The organism is Acidovorax sp. GW823-FHT01C06 (assembly GCF_058798375.1).
In genome coordinates this window covers 61,867-76,294 of the sequence record NZ_JBXAKN010000011.1, presented here as the reverse complement: position 1 = coordinate 76,294, position 14,428 = coordinate 61,867, and the positions used below count along the sequence as shown (strand labels likewise).

Below are 14,428 nucleotides of genomic sequence, written 5' to 3'. Positions count from 1 at the left end.
GCGGCCGAAGCGCCGCGCGAGGCTTCGACGGGCTCAGCCCGAACGGTTTGTGGTTCGAGTCAAACATGCCAACCCCTGTTGCAGCGCCCTTCCCGCCTGCTGACACATCGCGATCCATGACCAAAACACCCCGCCGCCCCTTCCGCTCCCGCGAGTGGTTTGCCGACCCCGCACGCTCGGACATGACCGCGCTCTACCTCGAACGCTTCATGAACTACGGGCTCACGCCCGAGGAGCTGCGCTCGGGCCGCCCCATCATCGGCATCGCGCAGACCGGCAGCGACCTGTCGCCCTGCAACCGCATCCATGTGGACCTGGCGCGGCGCGTGCGCGAGGGCATCCGCGACGCCGGGGGCACCCCGATGGAGTTTCCGGTGCACCCCATCTTCGAGAACTGCCGCCGCCCCACCGCCGCGCTGGACCGCAACCTGGCCTACCTGGGGCTGGTGGAGATCCTGTACGGCTACCCCATCGACGCGGTGGTGCTGACCACCGGCTGCGACAAGACGACCCCGGCGGGCATCATGGCGGCGTCCACGGTGGACATCCCGGCCATCGTGCTCTCGGGCGGCCCCATGCTGGACGGCTGGCACGATGGAGAACTGGTGGGCTCGGGCACCGTGATCTGGCGCAGCCGCCGCCAGCTGGCCGCGGGCGACATCGACGAGGAAGAATTCCTGCAGCGCGCCTGCAGCAGCGCGCCGTCGGCCGGCCACTGCAACACCATGGGCACGGCGTCCACCATGAACGCGGTGGCCGAGGCGCTGGGCCTCTCGCTGCCGGGCTGCGCCGCCATTCCGGCGCCCTACCGCGAACGCGGGCAGATGGCGTACGAGACCGGGCGGCGCATCGTGGACATGGCCTACGAGGACCTGCGCCCCTCGCGCATCCTCACCCGCGAGAGTTTTCTCAACGCGCTGGCCGTGGTCAGCGTGGCCGGGGGCAGCAGCAACGCGCAGGTGCACATCATGGCCATGGCGCGCCACGCGGGCGTGGACCTGCGCCCCGAGGACTGGACGCAGCATGCCTACGACCTGCCCCTGCTGCTGAACATGCAGCCCGCCGGCAAATACCTGGGCGAGAGGTTCTTCCGCGCCGGGGGCGTGCCCGCGCTGATGTGGGAGCTACAGCAGGCGGGCCGCCTGCATGCCGATGCCTTGAGCGTGACCGGCAAGGCCCTGGCCGACAACCTGCAGGGCCGCGAGACGCGCGACCGCGAGGTGATCTTCCCCTTCGACGCACCGCTGATGGAAAAAGCCGGCTTCCTGGTGCTGCACGGCAACCTCTTCGACTTCGGCATCCTGAAGACATCGGTGATCTCCGAGTCCTTCCGCCAGCGCTACCTGAGCCAGCCGGGCGCAGAGGGCATCTTCGAAGCACGCGCCGTGGTGTTCGAAGGCGCGGACGACTACCACGCGCGCATCAACGACCCGTCGCTCGGCATCGACGAAGGCTGCATTCTGGTGATGCGCGGCGCGGGCCCCATCGGCTGGCCGGGATCGGCCGAGGTGGTCAACATGCAGCCGCCCGACGCGCTGATCCGCCGCGGCATCAACACGCTGCCCACGCTGGGCGACGGGCGCCAGTCGGGCACGGCCGACAGCCCGTCGATTTTGAACGTCTCGCCCGAAAGCGCGGTGGGCGGGGGCCTGTCCTGGCTGCACAGCGGCGACATGGTCCGCATCGACCTGAACGCCGGCCGGTGCGACGCGCTGGTGGCCCCCGAGGAGATCGAGCGCCGCCGCCGCGAACTGCCGGCGCCGCCCATCCCCAGGAGCCAGTCGCCCTGGGAGGCGCTGTACCGCGAGAAGACCGGCCAGCTGGTGGATGGCGCGACGCTCGACTTTGCGCTGGACTACCGGCGCATTTCCGAACACACGCCGCGCCACAACCATTGAGACGCTGCGCCTGGGCGGGCGCGGCACCGATTCAGAACCCTTTTCCAAGGAACTCCCATGAGTGAAACGACAGCGGCCACAGCGGCCGGTGGGGCGGCGCGCGCCCACATTCTTCCCGACGACGGCCTGGCCGGCACCCTGGTCGGCCGCGCCTGGGTGCACGGCGCCGTGCCCGGCCCGGCGGTGGTGGCCCTGCGCACCGGTGGCGTGTTCGACCTGAGCCGGCACTACCCCACCATGAGCACGCTGCTGGACACGCCCGCGCCCGCCGAGGCAGTGGGAGCCGCCGAGGGCCAGTACCTGTGCAGCGTGGACGAACTGCTGGCCAACAGCCAAACCGGCCAGCATGGCGTGCGCGACACGTCCCGCCCCTGGCTGCTGGCCCCCTGCGACCTGCAGGTGGTCAAGGCGGCTGGCGTGACCTTCGCGGCCAGCCTGATCGAGCGCGTGATCGAAGAGCAGGCGCGCGGGGACGCGGCCCGGGCCCAGGGCCTGCGCAGCCAGGTGGTGGGACTCATCGGAGAGAGCCTGGCCGACATTCGCCCGGGCTCGGAGCAGGCCATGGCCTTGAAGGCACTGCTGCAAGACAAAGGCCTGTGGTCGCAGTACCTCGAAGTCGGCATTGGCCCCGACGCCGAGGTCTTCACCAAGGCGCCGGTGCTCGCATCGGTGGGCACGGGCGAGGAGATCGGCATCCGCGCCGATTCGGCCTGGAACAACCCCGAGCCCGAGGTGGTGCTGGCCGTCAACAGCCGTGGCGCCATCGTGGGCGCCACGCTGGGCAACGACGTGAACCTGCGCGACATCGAGGGCCGCAGCGCGCTGCTGCTGGGCAAGGCCAAGGACAACAACGCCTCGTGCGCCATCGGCCCCTTCATCCGGCTGTTCGACGCAGGCTTCGGGCTGGACCAGGTGCGCACCGAGACCGTGCACCTGCGCGTGGCGGGCACCGACGGCTTCACGCTGCGGGGTATCAACACCATGGCCAGCATCAGCCGCGACCCGGCCGACCTGGTGGCCCAGACGCTGGCCGCGCACCAGTACCCGGACGGCTTCATGCTTTTTTTGGGCACGCTGTTCGCGCCCATCGAAGACCGCGACCAGCCCGGCGGCGGCTTCACCCACAAGCTGGGCGACGAGGTCACGATCCAGAGCGCCTGGCTGGGCGCCCTGCACAACACCGTGACGCACAGCGAGACGGCGCCGCCCTGGCGCTTTGGCCTGCGCGCCTTCATCGCCAACCTGGCCGCGCGCGGGCTGCTGCAGGGCACGGCGCTCTGACCGCCTCAAAAAAACACCAGACCGGCCCCGCCATCCACGGAGACCCCAGCATGCTCAATACCTTCATCGACCGCTACGTCCGGGCCATCAACCTTCTCATCGCGCTGGCGCTGGCCGCCATGGTGGTGCTGGTGTTCGGCAACGTGGTGCTGCGCTACGTCTTCAACTCCGGCATCGCCGTCAGCGAGGAGCTGTCGCGCTGGCTCTTCGTGTGGATCACCTTCCTGGGCGCGGTGGCGGCCATCAAGGAGAACGCGCACCTGGGCACCGACATGCTGGTGTCGCGCCTGTCGGTGCGGGGCAAGAAAGCCTGCATGGCGCTGGGCCACGTGCTGATGCTCTACATCACCTGGCTGTTCTTCGACGGCAGCTGGCAGCAGATGAAGATCAACTGGGATGTGGAGGCCCCGGTCACCGGCGCATCGATGGCCATCTTCTATGCCTCGGGCGTGGTGTTCTCGGTGTGCGCCGGCTTTCTGTTGACGCTGCAACTGCTGCGCGTGCTGACCGGCAAGGCGAGCGAGGACGAACTGGTGATGGTCAAGGAATCCGAAGAACAGGCGGAGCTCGAAGCCCTGCAGGCCGAGCTGGCGCGCGAAGACGCGGCCGCACGGGCGCTGGGCCTGCCCCCGAAGCAGCGCGGCGAGTGAGCAAGTAAGCATGCACGCACGCACAGATGGCACATCAAAAATAACGGAGACAACACATGACCGTGCTGATTTTTCTGGGGGCCCTCATCGGCACCATGGCGCTGGGCATTCCCATCGCGTATGCACTGCTGGCCGCCGGCGTCGCGCTGATGTGGCAGCTCGATCTGTTCGACGCGCAGATCCTGGCGCAGAACTTCATCAATGGCGCCGACAGCTTTCCGCTGCTGGCCGTGCCCTTCTTCATGCTGGCCGGCGAGATCATGAACGTGGGCGGGCTGTCGCAGCGCATCGTGAACTTCGCGCTGGCGCTGGTGGGGCATGTGAAGGGAGGCCTGGGCTATGTGGTGATCCTGGCCGCCTGCCTGCTGTCGTCGCTGTCGGGCTCGGCCGTGGCCGATGCGGCGGCGCTCACGGCGCTGCTGCTGCCGATGATGGTCAAGGCCGGGCACAAGAAGGAGGTGTCGGGCGGGCTGATCGCGGCCTCGGGCGTCATCGGGCCCATCATTCCGCCGAGCATCGGTTTCGTGATCTTCGGCGTGGCGGCCAACGTGTCGATCAGCAAGCTGTTCATCGCGGGCATCGTGCCGGGCATCATGATCGGCGTGGGCCTGGCCGTGACCTGGTGGTGGGTGGGCCGCAAGGAGGTGCTGGCCATGCCGGAGAAGAAGACTGCAGCCGAAGTCTGGCGCACCGCGCGGGAGTCGGTGTGGGCGCTGACCTTGCCGGTGTTCATCCTGGTGGGCCTGCGCATGGGCGTGTTCACACCGACCGAGGCCGCGGTGGTCGCGGCGGTGTATTCGCTGTTCGTGGCCAGCGTGATCTACCGCGAGCTGCCACTGCGCGCGCTGCTGCCCATCTTCACCACCGCGGCCAAGACCACGGCGGTGGTGATGTTCCTCGTGGCGGCGGCCATGGTGTCGTCGTGGCTCATCACCGTGGCCAACCTGCCCGCGCAGATGGTGGAGCTGCTCAAGCCCTTCATGGGCAACCAGACGCTGCTGCTCATCGCGATCATGGTGCTGGTGATGCTGGTGGGCACGGCGATGGACATGACGCCCACCATCCTGATCCTGACCCCCGTGCTGATGCCCGTGATCAAGGCCGCGGGCATCGACCCGGTGTACTTCGGCGTGCTGTTCATCATCAACAACTCCATCGGCCTGGTCACGCCGCCGGTGGGCACCATCCTGAACGTGGTGGCCGGTGTGGGGCGCATGAAGATGGACGAGGTGACGCGCGGCGTGCTGCCTTTCATGGCGGCCGAGTTCGCGGTGATGTTCATCATGGTGATCTTTCCGCAGACGGTGCTGGCGCCGCTGCGCTGGTTCACGGGCTGACGGCGCCCACCCCTGCCCCACAGCACTCCCACCCACTCTTCACGCCCCGCATTCCATGACACTCCGACTTGCAGGCAAGACCGCCTTTCTCACCGCCGCCGGCCAGGGCATCGGCCGCGCCACCGCCACCGCCTTCGCGGCCCAGGGCGCGCGGGTGATCGCCACCGACATCAATGCCGCCGCGCTGGCCACCCTGCAGCGCGACACTGGCTGCGAGACCCGCGTGCTGGACGTGACCCAGGCCCAGGCCGTGCGCGACGCAGCCGCCGCCGTGGGGCCGGTGGATGTGCTGTTCAACGGCGCGGGCTTTGTGCACGCGGGCAGTGTGCTCGACTGCACGGACGACGAGTGGGACTTCGCGTTCGATCTGAACGTGCGCGCGCAATTTCGCACCATCCGGGCGTTCCTGCCCGGCATGCTGGCGCGCGGCGCCGGGTCCATCATCAACGTCGCCTCGGTGGCGGGCAGTATCAAAGGGGCGCCCCGGCGGTTCGTCTACGGCACCACCAAGGCGGCGGTCGTGGGCCTGACCAAGTCGGTGGCCGCCGACTTCGTGGCCCAGGGCATCCGCTGCAATGCCATCTGCCCCGGCACCGTGATGTCGCCGTCGCTGCAGGACCGCATCACCGCGCAGGCCGCGGCCACGGGCCAGAGCCTGGCCGCCGTGGAGGCGGGCTTTGTCGAACGCCAACCCATGGGCCGCCTGGGCCGGGCCGAGGAGATCGCCGCGCTGGCGGTGTACCTGGCGAGCGACGAGTCATCGTTCACCACGGGCACCGCCCAGGTCATCGACGGCGGCTGGTCCAACTGATTTCATCTACGCTCTGCGTTTCGCGCCACCCACCATCCAACCCCTCACCACCACGAACCATGAAGCTGCTTCGCCACGGCCCCAAGGGCCAGGAAAAACCTGCACTCCTGCACACCGACGGCACGGTGCGCGACCTGAGCGGCGTGCGGCCCGACATCAGCCCCGCCACCCTGTCACCCTCTGGCCTGGCCGCGCTGGCCGCCATCGATGCCGCCACCCTGCCCGTCGTGCCCCAGGGCCGCCTGGCGGTGCCGTGGACGGGCATGCGCAAGTTCATCGCCATCGGCCTGAACTACGCCGACCACGCGGCCGAAGCCGGCATGGCCATCCCCCAGGAGCCCATCGTCTTCACCAAGACGGTGGACTGCGCCGTGGGCTGCAACCACCCCGTGGTGCTGCCGCAGGGTTCGGTCAAATCCGACTGGGAGGTGGAGCTGGGCGTGGTGATCGGCACCCGCGCGCGCTATGTGAGCGAGGCGGACGCGCTGCAGCACGTGGCCGGCTACTGCACCATCAACGACATCTCCGAGCGCGAATACCAGCTCGAGCGCGGCGGCACCTGGGACAAGGGCAAGGGCTGCGACACCTTCGGCCCCATCGGCCCCTGGCTGGTGAGCGCCGACGAGGTCGGCGACCCGCAGAATCTGTCGATGTGGCTGGACGTGAACGGCGAGCGCCAGCAGACTGGCAGCACCCGCACGATGATCTTCACCGTGGCGCAGCTGGTGAGCTACCTGAGCCGCTTCATGACGCTGGAGCCCGGCGACCTGATCACCACCGGCACCCCGCCCGGCGTGGGCATGGGCAAGAAGCCCCAGGCGCAGTTCCTCAAGCCCGGCGACGTGATGCGCCTGGGCATCGAGAAGCTGGGCGAGCAGGAGCAGACCGTGTTTGCGTGGGACCCGAAGCTGATCGACGGCTGACGGGACGCGCCCCGGCGCGGAGCACGCACGGCTGCCGACAGGGGCCCACGCGCCACCGCCCCGGGGCCTTGAGACGAAAACAGCCTCCTGCGCCCGCCACCCAAGCCCTGGCAGCTATGAATTGAGGAGCATCGACACCGCCTGCACCAGGGCACCGGCTCAAAATGCCAGTCCATAGCGCACCTGGACAAAATCTTCTCCGGGATTGGGCTTGCGGATGCCACCGTTGGAGACATGGCGCACCATCAGCATCAGCTCATGCTGGCGGCGCGCGCCAAAGTTGAAGCCGATCCCCTGGTGGTCGGTGAAATTGAAGCGTGTGCTGAAGCCTTTGTGCCGCATCGCGTAGTGCCCGTCCAGCACCGAAACGCCGATGCCGCCTTCCATGAACCACGCCGAACGCCCGCCATCGAAGCGCAGCCGCAGCGTGGGCACCAGGGCCAGCTGCGTCCAGTGCCTGCGATCGGACGCCGCCGAGCCCGCGGGGACGCGCCAGTGGGCGATGTGGGCGTCCCAGTGCCCCGTCAATTCGCCGCCCAGGAAGGAACGGCGCCATTCCCATGGCAGCTGCACCCCCACCGACACCAGGCCCACATCGCTCGCCGCGCGTGCGCCGTCGAGGAACATGCGCCGGGGTTCGGGGGCGGTGTGCAGCGCCGCATCCTGGGCACCCGCCGCCGTGGCGAGTGCCCCCAACACTCCCAGCAGTGCCAGGCTACGCGGCCAGGGAACGGGAGAGGGAGGACGTTGCGCCCTGCGGCATGCTGCGGGGGCGGGGGCGGGGACGGGGGCGGGGACGGGTGGCAAGGCGGTAGAGATCGAATGCACGAAGGTACTCCGACAGGCAGCAGTGGGGCGGGATAACACGCCCTGCTCTGGCGCCGCACCCGGGTGGGTGGCAAGGGCAGCAGCGTGGCCGGCCGGCCTGCCTGCGCTTGCAGGCGTCGCCGGCACCACCAATCTACACATCAATCCCGCCGCCTGCAGGTGCTGCGGCCCCATGCGCCTGTAGGCGAACCGGCTGAGATGCCGTCGGCCGGGATGCAGCCCCCGCCCGCACCCCCGGTGGCCGGCCGGGATGCCCAGGCTCAGTGCGCCACCGTGAACCGCTGCTGCAGGTGCCGCGGCGTTTCCAGCTCATCGGCAATGGCCACGGCCAGATCGGCCACGCTGATGCCGCCGGGCTGGTCGCCGTTCATCAGCGGGGCTTCGGTGCCCAGGCGGTACTGGCCCGTGCGTTCGCCGGGAGCCAGCAGGATGGGGGGCGAGAGGAAGGTCCAGTCCAGAGTGCTTTCGGTGCGGATCCAGTGGAGTGCCTCGCGCGCGGCCAGGGCCCCCTGCTTCCATTCCGCCGGGAACTGGGGCGTGTCCACCAGTTGCACGCCGGGCGCCACGAACAGGCTGCCGGCGCCGCCCACCACGAGCAGGCGCCGCACACCCGCCTGCTTGGTGCCGTCGATGATGGCGCGGGTGCCCTTGAGGAACTGGTCATGGATGTCTGGCACGGTCCAGCCGGGGTTGTAGGCGCTCACCACCGCATCGTGGCCGGCGGAGGCCTTGGCGACCTGGGCGGCATCCTGCGCGTCGGCGGCGACGACGGTCAAGCCTTCACGCGCGGGCAGCTTGCCGGGGTTGCGGGCCAGCACGGTCACGCGGTGGCCGCGCTGCAGCAGTTCATCGAGCACGGCCGAGCCGACGAAGCCGGTGGCACCAATCAGGGCGATGTTCATGGGGAGTTCCTCGGTTCAAAGTTGCGATAGGGTGAGAATATGGGCTTGTCAAAGACCGCACTAGAGGGCTAAAAATGCCTTCACTTTGAAGACCAGCTTCACGATCAAGCAAATTCACCGATGGAAGACCTCAAACGCATGGCCGTGTTCGCCGCCGTGGTGCAACACGGTTCGATGAGCGGCGCGGCCCGCGCCCTGGGCATGAGCACCTCGGCCGTGAGCCAGCAGGTGCGCAGGCTGGAGAGCGACGGCGGCGTGACGCTGCTGCACCGCTCCACCCGCAAGCTGGCCCTCACCGAGGCGGGCCAGCGCTACCACGCGCGCTGCGCCGCCATGTGGGCCGCGGCCGAGCAGGCACGTGCCGAGCTGGCGGCGTCGCGCGATGCGCCCAGCGGCGAGCTGCGCCTTTCGGCCACCGTGGGCTTTGCACGGCACATCGCGCCCGCGCTGGGTGAGCTGCTGGCCGCCCACCCTGCCTTGCGCCTGAGGCTGCTGGTGGACGATTCGCCCATCGACCTGATCAACGCCCGCATCGACCTGGCGGTGCGCTACGGGCGGCTGGCCGACTCCAGCTGGGCTGCCCGGCGCCTGGGCGGGATGCGGTGGTACCTGTGCGCCTCGCCCGGGTGGGTGGCCAACCATGGCGTGCCGCAGGACCCCGACGCCCTGCTGTCGCACAGCTGGCTGGGCTTTGCGCGCGAGAGCGGCGGCCTGCTGATCGATCTGCGCAGCCCCACGGGCGAACCGCGCGCGCTGCGGGTGGAGCCGCGCATCGCCAGCAACAACCAGTTGTCGATCCAGCAGATGTGCGAGGCCGGCCTGGGCCTTGCGCTCGTGGGCAGCATGGACGCACACGAGGCCTTGCAGACCGGGCAGCTGGTGCGGCTGCTGCCCGACTGGTCCTTCGGCACGCTCGACATCTGGGCCGTCACGCCCCAGCGCGACGCACAGCCCGCCAAGGTGCGCCAGGCCATCGCGGCGCTGCACGGCTATCTGAGCCAGGTGCCGGGCGTCACGGATTGAGGGGCGGCCCTCGGGGCCGCCTTTGGACCCGTTCCCTGTCCTGTGGCGTGGGAGAAGGAAAAAAGAAAAAAAGAAAAAGAAGACGCGGCGGCCTGGCCGCGCTGGTTTCACCGGCCCTGGACCGCGCGCAGCACGATGGCGGATGGCAGTGGCGTGAACGCAGCGCCCGGCATCCTTCCATCCATCATTTTTTTATCGCATCGCTCCACAAATTCCATCGTTGTGCGTGCCGCGCGGGCTGCCTACAGTCGCCTTCCGGTACCTGCTTCCACGACCTTTCTTCAACCCGACCGGAGAACGCACATGACGACCAACCCCACCACCCACTTCCCCATCGACCGCGTACTGGCCGCGTTTGAAAAGGGTGACGTGCCCACATTGCTGGACAGCATCGCGGACGACGTGGATTTCCGCATCGACCACTACCGCGACGAGGCGGACACCAGCTGGCAGGTCGCCCGCCACAAGGCCGACGTGCTGGCCGTGGTGCAGCGCCTGGGCACCGAGGTCTTTCCGCAGGGCACGAAGATCGTGCACACCCACAGCCAGCCCCTGGGCGACGACTGGGTGATCACGAAATTCCACCAGCGCTTCTTTTATGCGGTACAACAGCGCGAAGTGGAATCGCTGACCTGGATCGTGAGCCACTCGCGCAACGGCCAGCTCGACTACTTCCGCGAAACCGTCACCACCATCACCCCGACCTGACCGCGGCCCTCCGTGGCCCCTGCACCATGCTGTTTGACCTGCGCGCCCTGGGCTACTTCGTGGCGGCCTACGAAGAACGCTCCGTGACCACGGCCGCGCGCCGCTGCTTCGTGGCGCAGCCCTCGATCAGCATGGCCATCAAGGGGCTGGAGGATGCGCTCGACACCGTGCTGTTCGAGCGCAGCCGCCAGGGCCTGGCGCCCACGCCCGCCGCCCACCGCCTGTACCCGCGCGCCTGCAGCCTGCTGGCGCAGTCGAGCGCCATGGTGCGCGACTTCCGCGATGCGCCGCGCGAAACGCTGGGCGTGTTCCTGCAGGACGACCTGATGGTGGGCCCGGCCGCGCCGCTGTTCGCGCAGATTGGCGAGCTCATGCCCAACGCCCTGGTGCGGCTCACGGCCAGCGCGCAGGAGGCGCGCCTGCGTCTGGTGGCCGAGCATTGCAAGCCGTCTGGCGACACCTTCATGTCCTTGTGGCGCGAGCCCTATGTGATGCTCCTGCCCGAACAGCACCCGCTGCGTTTCAAGAAGAAATTCGGCCTGGCCGACCTGCAGGGCGTTCCGCTCATCGAATGGCCGTACTGCCCCTTGCACCAGTCGTTCATCCGCCTGCTGGCCGAGCGCGGGATCGCGCTGGAGGTGCAGGCCAGCGCCGCGCGCGAAGAGCTGTTGCTGCACATGGTGGACAGCGGCCTGGGCGTGGCCGTCGTGCCGCAGTCCTACGCGGCCCACGCACGCCATTCGGTCGTGCGGCCCCTGGACGGTCCGCTGGCTTTCTCGCGCCATCTGGGCCTGGCCTGCGACGCATCGGACGCGCCCCTGCTCGCGCTGCTGGGCCGCCTCGCCTCCAGCCTCAAGACGCCACCGGACCTTTCCCGCAGCAGCGCGGCCTGAGGTGGAGCCCGCCGCTGGCACGGCAGGCAAGGTGCGGTACAAAGGGGGTTGTCCCCAGCCCACACCTGCCACCATGGTCCTTGAAATCGCCCACCTCACCGTCCGCGCCGGCCAGAATGCCGCGTTCGAGCAAGCCTTTGCCCAGGCGCAGCGGATCATCGCCTCGATGCCCGGCTACCTGTCGCACGAACTGGCCCATTGCGTGGAACGCCCGCAGGACTACGCATTGCTGGTGCGCTGGGCCACGCTCGAGGACCACGAAATCGGCTTTCGCCAGTCGGCGCCCTACCAGGAATGGAAACGGCTGCTGCACCATTTCTACGACCCGTTCCCCACGGTGGTGCATTTCACCCCGGTGGCGCTGCCGCCCTCGGCATGACCCGCGCCGCCAGCGTGTGACGGCGCCGCGACGCCTGGATGCTGCAGCGCACTATTCGGGTATTGCCTGAACATTTAGCGCACTGCACATGCCGTTCTGATCCTAGAATTTGTAAACGCGCGTTTCTTCTTCTTTTCTGCGCGAAGGACCCATCATGAAAGCAGTGCAGCAGGACATCGACGAGCGGACCAACCTCACCAGCACCAACAAGTTCGAACTGCTGCTGTTTCGTCTGGGCACCGACAGTGCCCTGGGCAAATCCGAACTGTTCGGCATCAACGTGTTCAAGATCCGCGAGATCGTGGCCATGCCCAGCATCACGCCGATCGCGGGCACCACGCCGCATTCGCTGGGGGTCGTGAACCTGCGCGGCCAGGTGATTCCGGTGCTGGACCTGCCTTCCATCGTGGGCTGCAAGCCCCAGACGGGACTGAACATCATGCTGGTGACCGAATACGCGCGCACCACGCAGGCTTTTGCGGTGGAGTCGGTGGAAGACATCGTGCGGCTGGACTGGAAGCAGGTGCTTTCCGCCGAAACCAGCGGCGCCGCCGGCAAGCTGGTGACCAGCATTGCCCGCCTGGATGGCAACACCGACGAATCCCGCCTGGCCCAGGTGCTGGACGTGGAAGCCATCCTCCAGATGGTGTCGCCTTCGGACGGCCACGAGGTCACCGAAGAGAAGGTCGGCGCCAAGCTCAAGCTCAAGCCCGGCACCATCATCCTGGCGGCCGACGATTCGTTCGTGGCGCGCTCGCTCATCGAGCAGGAACTCAAGGTGCTGCATGCGCCCTATGAAATGGTGAAATCCGGCAAGGAAGCCTGGGACCGGCTCAACGCCATCGCCAGGAGCGCCGAAGCCGAGGGCAAGAGCGTGCTGGACCGCGTGGCCATGGTGCTGACCGACCTCGAAATGCCGGAAATGGACGGTTTCACCCTCACGCGCAACATCAAGCAGGATGCGCGCTTCCACGGGCTGCCGGTGGTCATCCACTCCTCGCTGTCCGGCTCGGCCAACGAAGACCACGTGCGCAGCGTCGGCGCCGACGGCTATGTCGCCAAGTTCGTGGCGGAAGATCTGGCGGAAACCATCCGCCGGGTGCTGCCCAAATAAACGGGAAGCAGGCCAGCTTCCCGCGCGCCCTTCGCCACGGCGTACACGCCGCGCATAAAAAGGGCGGCTCGCGCATTGCCAGCCACGCGCTTTCGCTATCAATTTTGATTTCAAAAGCCGGTGCGCCAAGGCACCAGCCCGGTACGGCATGGGATTTCGTCCTACCCGTTGCATCGGCATGCAGGTCAACCAAATGGGCCCCCCGGGCGCTACAGTGGGAGGCATTGAAAACGCCACTCCGAAACTTGTAACACCCCGCCGGGGTGCTTTTCGGGGGCTTTACGTACAGCGCGGAACACTCACGCCCTGTAGGGGGTCTGAACAGCATGACATACACACTCGCCCGCATCATTTCTGCCACGGTCCTGGGCGCCGTGGTGACGGGTTGCGCCACCGTGCCGGGCGACCCCTATTACGAACCGACGCCGTACAGGGTCTACGAGCAGCCGGGGTACATCTACAACACCCCGTCGGTGTACTCCAGCCCGCCCCCCGTCTACCCTGCGTATTCGGCCCCGCCCTCCGTCATCTACTACGGCGGACGTGATCGCGACGACCGCTGGGAACGCGACCGCAACCGCAACGACTGGCGCGAGCGCGAGCGTGACAGAGAACGGGCCGAGCGTGACCGCGTAGCCCGGGAGCGTGAACGCGACCGCCGCGACCAGCAGGCGCGCGAGGCCGATCGCCGCAACCGGGACCGGGAGCAGGCCTTGCGAGACCAGGCGGAACGCGACCGCCGCGCCGCGGAAGACCGCCGCAACCGTGAAGCCCGCCCTGGCCGCATGGCGCCAGACAGCTACACGCCGCATCCGCTCGACTGGCGTTCACGCCAGCAGTCGAACAGCCCCGAAAAACCCTGAATGCGGCGCCGTCCCGCGCCGTCGTTCCCCCTGCCTGGCAGCCGACCGTGACGATCCGCCCCTGCCTCTTCATTCTCTGCCTGGGTGCCGCCGTGCTTGCCACGGGCGCCAGCGCCCAGGTGGTTCGCTGCACCGATGCCCGCACGGGACAGGTGACCTATACCGACGGCGCATGCACCGGTGGCGCCACCGCGCGCGAGGTCGAAGCGCGGAAAACCCCCGAGGAGATCCAGCAGGAACGGGAGCTGGCAGCGCAAGCACTGGAGCGCAAGCAACAGCGGCTGCAGGCGGAGGCCACCGCGGCGGAAACCGATGCCCGCCGCAACGCCGAACGCGACCGTGCCCGCGCCGCACAGGCCGCGGCGGCCACGCCCCAGCCCCAGGACTACGCCCGATCCCCCGAATGCGCGCGCTCGCGGCGCAACCTGGATATGGTGGCTGCGGGCCTGGCCCGCTCGACCTATGAACAGGAGTTGCGCCTGGAGGCCGCGCAGCGGCAAGTGGACCTGGATTGCCTGGGTCCACAAGGGTATGCGGAAGTCGAAAAAGCGCGTGCCCACCAGCCCCGGGTGGTGGTCGTGCCGCCATCGCGGCATCGCCCCCTTTTTCCTGACCCCTTCCCGCAGACAGGCACACCGCAACCTCCAACTCGCCTGACGCAATGCGGTGACTTTCGCTGCACCGACAACCAGGGCAATACCTATCCCCGCGCCGGTCCCGGGCGGTTCCCCGGTCCCGGCGGTGTGTGCCGCTCCAACGGAGGCCAGGCGCCCTGCTGAACCCGGCGGACGGGCAAAGGCCCCGGCGAACGCGCTCGC

The 14,428-nt window shown here is 68.4% G+C and carries 15 protein-coding genes; 13 read left to right on the top strand and 2 right to left on the bottom strand.

The window, feature by feature from the left end:
• The first annotated feature begins 116 nt into the window (after window positions 1-116).
• The 6 genes from AC1RCS_RS20535 to AC1RCS_RS20510 are packed head-to-tail and all read left to right on the top strand — an operon-like array spanning window position 117 to window position 6,900.
• Window positions 117-1,898, top strand: coding sequence for an IlvD/Edd family dehydratase (locus AC1RCS_RS20535; protein ID WP_492245798.1), 1,782 nt, complete (start codon window positions 117-119; stop codon window positions 1,896-1,898).
• Window positions 1,899-1,955: 57 nt separating this feature from the next.
• Window positions 1,956-3,179, top strand: coding sequence for a fumarylacetoacetate hydrolase family protein (locus tag AC1RCS_RS20530; RefSeq protein ID WP_492245799.1), 1,224 nt, complete (start codon window positions 1,956-1,958; stop codon window positions 3,177-3,179).
• 50 nt (window positions 3,180-3,229) lie between these two features.
• A complete protein-coding gene (locus AC1RCS_RS20525; protein WP_492245800.1) occupies window positions 3,230-3,829 on the top strand; it encodes a TRAP transporter small permease in 600 nt (199 codons plus the stop codon).
• 56 nt (window positions 3,830-3,885) lie between these two features.
• The gene (locus AC1RCS_RS20520; RefSeq protein ID WP_218293712.1) at window positions 3,886-5,166 is read left to right on the top strand and encodes a TRAP transporter large permease; all 1,281 of its coding nucleotides are present in this window, start codon (window positions 3,886-3,888) and stop codon (window positions 5,164-5,166) included.
• A 55-nt stretch (window positions 5,167-5,221) separates the two neighbouring features.
• Window positions 5,222-5,977: an SDR family oxidoreductase gene (locus tag AC1RCS_RS20515; RefSeq protein WP_492245801.1), complete on the top strand. Its 756-nt coding sequence runs from the start codon at window positions 5,222-5,224 to the stop codon at window positions 5,975-5,977.
• A 59-nt stretch (window positions 5,978-6,036) separates the two neighbouring features.
• The gene (locus AC1RCS_RS20510; protein ID WP_492245802.1) at window positions 6,037-6,900 is read left to right on the top strand and encodes a fumarylacetoacetate hydrolase family protein; all 864 of its coding nucleotides are present in this window, start codon (window positions 6,037-6,039) and stop codon (window positions 6,898-6,900) included.
• Window positions 6,901-7,059: 159 nt separating this feature from the next.
• On the opposite strand, the gene AC1RCS_RS20505 is transcribed toward AC1RCS_RS20510, so the two are convergent.
• Both AC1RCS_RS20505 and AC1RCS_RS20500 read right to left on the bottom strand, forming a co-directional pair.
• Window positions 7,060-7,596: an acyloxyacyl hydrolase gene (locus AC1RCS_RS20505; protein WP_492255487.1), complete on the bottom strand. Its 537-nt coding sequence runs from the start codon at window positions 7,594-7,596 to the stop codon at window positions 7,060-7,062.
• 392 nt (window positions 7,597-7,988) lie between these two features.
• Window positions 7,989-8,630 carry an NAD(P)-dependent oxidoreductase gene (locus tag AC1RCS_RS20500; protein WP_492245804.1) on the bottom strand — a complete coding sequence of 214 codons (642 nt, stop codon included), beginning with the start codon at window positions 8,628-8,630 and terminating at the stop codon, window positions 7,989-7,991.
• A 120-nt stretch (window positions 8,631-8,750) separates the two neighbouring features.
• Here AC1RCS_RS20500 and AC1RCS_RS20495 point away from each other — a divergent pair, with 120 nt between their 5' ends.
• The 7 genes from AC1RCS_RS20495 to AC1RCS_RS20465 all read left to right on the top strand — a co-directional run bounded on the left by AC1RCS_RS20495 (window position 8,751) and on the right by AC1RCS_RS20465 (window position 14,389).
• Window positions 8,751-9,653 carry a LysR family transcriptional regulator gene (locus AC1RCS_RS20495; protein ID WP_218293705.1) on the top strand — a complete coding sequence of 301 codons (903 nt, stop codon included), beginning with the start codon at window positions 8,751-8,753 and terminating at the stop codon, window positions 9,651-9,653.
• Between the two features lie 303 nt (window positions 9,654-9,956).
• The gene (locus AC1RCS_RS20490; protein WP_218341706.1) at window positions 9,957-10,361 is read left to right on the top strand and encodes a nuclear transport factor 2-like protein; all 405 of its coding nucleotides are present in this window, start codon (window positions 9,957-9,959) and stop codon (window positions 10,359-10,361) included.
• Window positions 10,362-10,387: 26 nt separating this feature from the next.
• On the top strand, window positions 10,388-11,254 hold the full coding sequence (locus tag AC1RCS_RS20485) for a LysR family transcriptional regulator (RefSeq protein WP_218293703.1): 867 nt from the start codon (window positions 10,388-10,390) through the stop codon (window positions 11,252-11,254).
• A 73-nt stretch (window positions 11,255-11,327) separates the two neighbouring features.
• Entirely contained in the window at window positions 11,328-11,633 is a 306-nt protein-coding gene (locus AC1RCS_RS20480; protein ID WP_369641812.1) for an antibiotic biosynthesis monooxygenase family protein, read from the top strand.
• Window positions 11,634-11,787: 154 nt separating this feature from the next.
• Window positions 11,788-12,747 carry a chemotaxis protein gene (locus AC1RCS_RS20475; protein ID WP_218293700.1) on the top strand — a complete coding sequence of 320 codons (960 nt, stop codon included), beginning with the start codon at window positions 11,788-11,790 and terminating at the stop codon, window positions 12,745-12,747.
• 326 nt (window positions 12,748-13,073) lie between these two features.
• The gene (locus AC1RCS_RS20470) at window positions 13,074-13,610 is read left to right on the top strand and encodes a hypothetical protein (RefSeq protein ID WP_255594515.1); all 537 of its coding nucleotides are present in this window, start codon (window positions 13,074-13,076) and stop codon (window positions 13,608-13,610) included.
• A 53-nt stretch (window positions 13,611-13,663) separates the two neighbouring features.
• Window positions 13,664-14,389: a DUF4124 domain-containing protein gene (locus AC1RCS_RS20465; protein WP_492245833.1), complete on the top strand. Its 726-nt coding sequence runs from the start codon at window positions 13,664-13,666 to the stop codon at window positions 14,387-14,389.
• The last annotated feature ends 39 nt before the right edge of the window (window positions 14,390-14,428 follow it).

Bases quoted from the DNA above. Each gene is read 5' to 3' on its own strand.
- AC1RCS_RS20485 (WP_218293703.1), top strand. From the start codon at position 10,388: ATGCTGTTTGACCTGCGCGCCCTGGGCTACTTCGTGGCGGCCTACGAA.
- AC1RCS_RS20520 (WP_218293712.1), top strand. From the start codon at position 3,886: ATGACCGTGCTGATTTTTCTGGGGGCCCTCATCGGCACCATGGCGCTG.
- AC1RCS_RS20530 (WP_492245799.1), top strand. From the start codon at position 1,956: ATGAGTGAAACGACAGCGGCCACAGCGGCCGGTGGGGCGGCGCGCGCC.
- AC1RCS_RS20480 (WP_369641812.1), top strand. From the start codon at position 11,328: ATGGTCCTTGAAATCGCCCACCTCACCGTCCGCGCCGGCCAGAATGCC.
- AC1RCS_RS20510 (WP_492245802.1), top strand. From the start codon at position 6,037: ATGAAGCTGCTTCGCCACGGCCCCAAGGGCCAGGAAAAACCTGCACTC.
- AC1RCS_RS20515 (WP_492245801.1), top strand. From the start codon at position 5,222: ATGACACTCCGACTTGCAGGCAAGACCGCCTTTCTCACCGCCGCCGGC.
- AC1RCS_RS20495 (WP_218293705.1), top strand. From the start codon at position 8,751: ATGGAAGACCTCAAACGCATGGCCGTGTTCGCCGCCGTGGTGCAACAC.
- AC1RCS_RS20475 (WP_218293700.1), top strand. From the start codon at position 11,788: ATGAAAGCAGTGCAGCAGGACATCGACGAGCGGACCAACCTCACCAGC.
- AC1RCS_RS20535 (WP_492245798.1), top strand. From the start codon at position 117: ATGACCAAAACACCCCGCCGCCCCTTCCGCTCCCGCGAGTGGTTTGCC.
- AC1RCS_RS20490 (WP_218341706.1), top strand. From the start codon at position 9,957: ATGACGACCAACCCCACCACCCACTTCCCCATCGACCGCGTACTGGCC.
- AC1RCS_RS20500 (WP_492245804.1), bottom strand. From the start codon at position 8,630: ATGAACATCGCCCTGATTGGTGCCACCGGCTTCGTCGGCTCGGCCGTG.
- AC1RCS_RS20525 (WP_492245800.1), top strand. From the start codon at position 3,230: ATGCTCAATACCTTCATCGACCGCTACGTCCGGGCCATCAACCTTCTC.
- AC1RCS_RS20470 (WP_255594515.1), top strand. From the start codon at position 13,074: ATGACATACACACTCGCCCGCATCATTTCTGCCACGGTCCTGGGCGCC.